The sequence below is a fragment of the Phenylobacterium sp. genome (assembly GCF_037138395.1).
Classification (GTDB): Bacteria; Pseudomonadota; Alphaproteobacteria; order Caulobacterales; family Caulobacteraceae; genus Phenylobacterium.
The window spans coordinates 1-3241 of the sequence record NZ_JBAXIM010000213.1; the positions used below are offsets into that span (position 1 = coordinate 1).

Genomic DNA, 3241 nt, shown 5'->3' on the forward strand with positions numbered 1-3241 from the left:
GCCTGGTCGCAGGCGGCAGCGAGGCCGCAGCCCCCGCCCCAGGCGCCGCCCTGCACCAGGGCCACCGTCAGGGCCGGGATATCCCAGAGGGCCTTGAGCATGCGCGCCAGGCCCATGGCGTCGTCGCGGTTCTCGGCCTCTGTCCAGTGGGCGGCGTCGCGCATCCAGTTCAGGTCGGCCCCGGCGGAAAAGACCTTGCCGGCGCCGCGCAGGAAGACCACCCGAACGCCCTCGGCGGCCTGCAGGGTCTCGAAGGTCTCGTGCAGGGCACCGATCAGCTCAGCATTGAAGCTATTGCGCGCCTCCGGCCGGTTCAGGGTGACGATGGCCACCCCTTCCTGGGTGGCGTCCAGGTGTACCAGGTCGGAGCTGGCGTCGCTGTCGACGCCCTCGACCAGGGGATCTGCGATCGGGTTGGTCATGGAGGGGCTCCGGGGTCGGGGAAGGGTCACATTCGGAAGACGCCGAAGCGTGTCGGCGCCACGGGGGCATTCAGGGCGGCGGACAGGGACAGGCCCAGGACGTCGCGGGTCTGGGCAGGGTCAATGATCCCGTCATCCCAGAGGCGGGCGGTGGCGAAATAGGGATCACCTTCGGCCTCATAGCGCTCGCGGACCGGCGCCTTGAAGGCCTCCTCCTCGTCGGCGGGCCAGTCGCCCCCCCGGGCCTCAATCCCGTCCCGGCGGATCGTCGCCAGGACGCTGGCGGCCTGCTCGCCGCCCATGACCGAGATTCGGGCGTTGGGCCAGCTCCAGAGGAAGCGCGGCGAATAGGCCCGGCCGCACATGCCGTAATTGCCCGCCCCGAAGGAGCCGCCGATCAGGACCGTCAGCTTGGGCACCTCGGCGCAGGCCACGGCGGTGACCAGCTTGGCACCGTCCCGGGCGATGCCGCCGGCCTCGTAGCGGCCGCCGACCATGAAGCCCGAGATGTTCTGCAGGAACAGGAGGGGGATGCCCCTCTGGCAGGCCAGCTCGATGAAGTGGGCACCCTTGAGCGCGCTCTCCGAGAACAGGATGCCGTTGTTGGCGAGGATGGCCACGGGATAGCCCCAGATGCGGGCAAAGCCACAGACCAGGGTCTGGCCATAGAGGGCCTTGAACTCCTCGAAGACCGAGCCGTCGACGATCCGGGCGATCACCTCGCGCACGTCGTAGGGCGCGCGGACGTCCTGGGGGATGACCCCGTAGATCTCCTCAGGGTCGAACAGGGGTGGGCGGGGATCGGCCAGGACCGGGCCTTCGGGCCGGCGGGTATTCAGGCCGGCGACGATGCGGCGGACGATGGCCAGGGCGTGCAGGTCGTCCTCGGCCACGTGGTCCACAACGCCCGAGCGGCGGCCGTGGACGTCGGCACCGCCGAGGTCCGACGCAGAGATGATCTCGCCGGTGGCCGCCTTCACCAGGGGCGGGCCACCCAGGAAGATGGTGCCCTGGCTCTCCGGCCCGGTCCCGCGGACGATCACGGTCTCGTCGGACATGGCCGGGACATAGGCGCCCCCCGCCGTGCACGAGCCCATGACGCAGGCGATCTGGGCGATCCCCCGGGCGCTCATGCGGGCCTGGTTGAAGAAGATGCGCCCGAAGTGGTCCCGGTCGGGGAAGACTTCGGCCTGGTGCGGCAGGTTGGCCCCGCCGGAGTCCACTAGATAGACGCAGGGCAGGTTGTTCTGCTCGGCGATCTCCTGTGCCCGCAGGTGCTTCTTCACGGTCAGGGGGAAGTAGGCACCACCCTTCACCGTGGCATCGTTGGCGAGGATCATCACCTCCCGGCCGCTCACCCGGCCGATCCCGGCGATCAGGCCCGAGGCCGGCGCGTCGCCATCGTAGAGCCCGAAGGCGGCCAGGGCGCCGATCTCCAGGAAGGGCGCGCCGGGGTCCAGCAGGCCCTCCACCCGGTCCCGGGGCAGGAGTTTGCCGCGGGCCTCGTGCCGTCGCCGGCTGTCCTCGGGCCCGCCCAGGGCTACAGCGGCGACGCGCTCCCGGAGTTGGTCGGCGAGGGCTCGGTTGACCTCCGCATTGGCGCGGAAGGCCGCCGAGGCCGGATCGAGGACGGACTTCAGGACGGGCATTCACAAGGCATAGCCGGGGGCCGGCCCGGCGGCTAGTCCGTGCTGACCGCAGGGGCGGGCACGTTTCTCATTGTCGCAGAAGCGGGATACTCTGCGGATCGTGCCTTCACCGACCGGACCCGCCCTTACCCAGCTCTTCGAGACCGCCCGCCAGACCGGTGCAGGGCGGTGGTGGTGCCTGCCCGGCGGAAGCGACCTCTTTCGTCCCGGCGAACCGGCGGACGAACTGCATTTCCTCCGGGCCGGGCGGCTGGGCGCCTTCCGGGTCGAACTCCATGAAGCGCCGCGCTTCCTGGGCGTCGTCCGCCCTGGCGAGCCGGCCGGCGAAATGAGCCTGATCAGCGGCGGCCTGCACTCGGGCCGGTTGACCGCCCTCAGGGATTCCGAAATCGTCTCCGTGGGCCGCGACGCCTTCTTCGAGGCCTGCGACGCCGACCCGGACATCATGGTGGACGTGGCGCGGCAGATGGTCGGCCGGGCCCGGAACGCCGGGCGGCCCGCCGCCCTGGTGGAACCCTCAGTCTTCGGCTTTGTCACCGCCGGGCCGATAGACGGCCTGCGGGATCTGGTGGAGGCGCTCGCCGCGCGCATCCGGGCGACCGGCTATTCCGTCGCCGTCGCCGGGGTCGAGGCCCAGGACGAGGAGTCCTCCTGGTACTCGAATCTCGAGCGCGGGGTCGACTACGTCCTCTACATGGCCAACCTGGAGGAAGAGTCCTGGGCGGCTAAGATCGCCCGCCAGGTCGACCAGCTCTTCCGCGTCGGGCGGGGCGATTACCCGCCGCCGCCCGGGTCCGCCGCCGCGAGGCCGGCAGCGCTTGGCCTTGGTGCTGAACTGGTCCTCGTCCAGCCAGCGGGTATCCGCAGGCCAAGGGGCAGCGAGGCCTGGATGACGGCCACCGGGGCGGCAGGGCTGACCCATATCCGCCGGGGCGACCCCGGGGACCTCGAAAGGCTTGTCCGGCGCCTGACCGGCAGGGCCGTGGGCCTGGTCCTGTCGGGGGGCGGCGCACGGGCCTATGCCCACATCGGGGTCATCCGCGCCCTGACGGAGCGGGGGGTGCCCATCGACTATGTCGGCGGCGCGTCCATGGGCGCGGTCATCGCCGCGGGCCTGGCCCTCGGCTGGGACCTGGAGGAGATGGACCGGCGGATCCGCCTCGCCTTCGT

General features: G+C 71.2%; 3 protein-coding genes. 1 reads left to right on the forward strand and 2 read right to left on the reverse strand.

Going from position 1 to position 3241, the window contains the following annotated elements:
• On the reverse strand, window positions 1-422 hold a 422-nt coding region (locus WCJ52_RS12350), incomplete at its 3' end, for an enoyl-CoA hydratase-related protein (RefSeq protein ID WP_336903612.1).
• Between the two features lie 26 nt (window positions 423-448).
• Window positions 449-2071: a carboxyl transferase domain-containing protein gene (locus WCJ52_RS12355; protein ID WP_336903613.1), complete on the reverse strand. Its 1623-nt coding sequence runs from the start codon at window positions 2069-2071 to the stop codon at window positions 449-451.
• A 100-nt stretch (window positions 2072-2171) separates the two neighbouring features.
• Here WCJ52_RS12355 and WCJ52_RS12360 point away from each other — a divergent pair.
• On the forward strand, window positions 2172-3241 hold a 1070-nt coding region (locus tag WCJ52_RS12360; RefSeq protein ID WP_336903614.1), incomplete at its 3' end, for a patatin-like phospholipase family protein.

Bases quoted from the DNA above. Each gene is read 5' to 3' on its own strand.
- WCJ52_RS12355 (WP_336903613.1), bottom strand. From the start codon at position 2,071: ATGCCCGTCCTGAAGTCCGTCCTCGATCCGGCCTCGGCGGCCTTCCGC.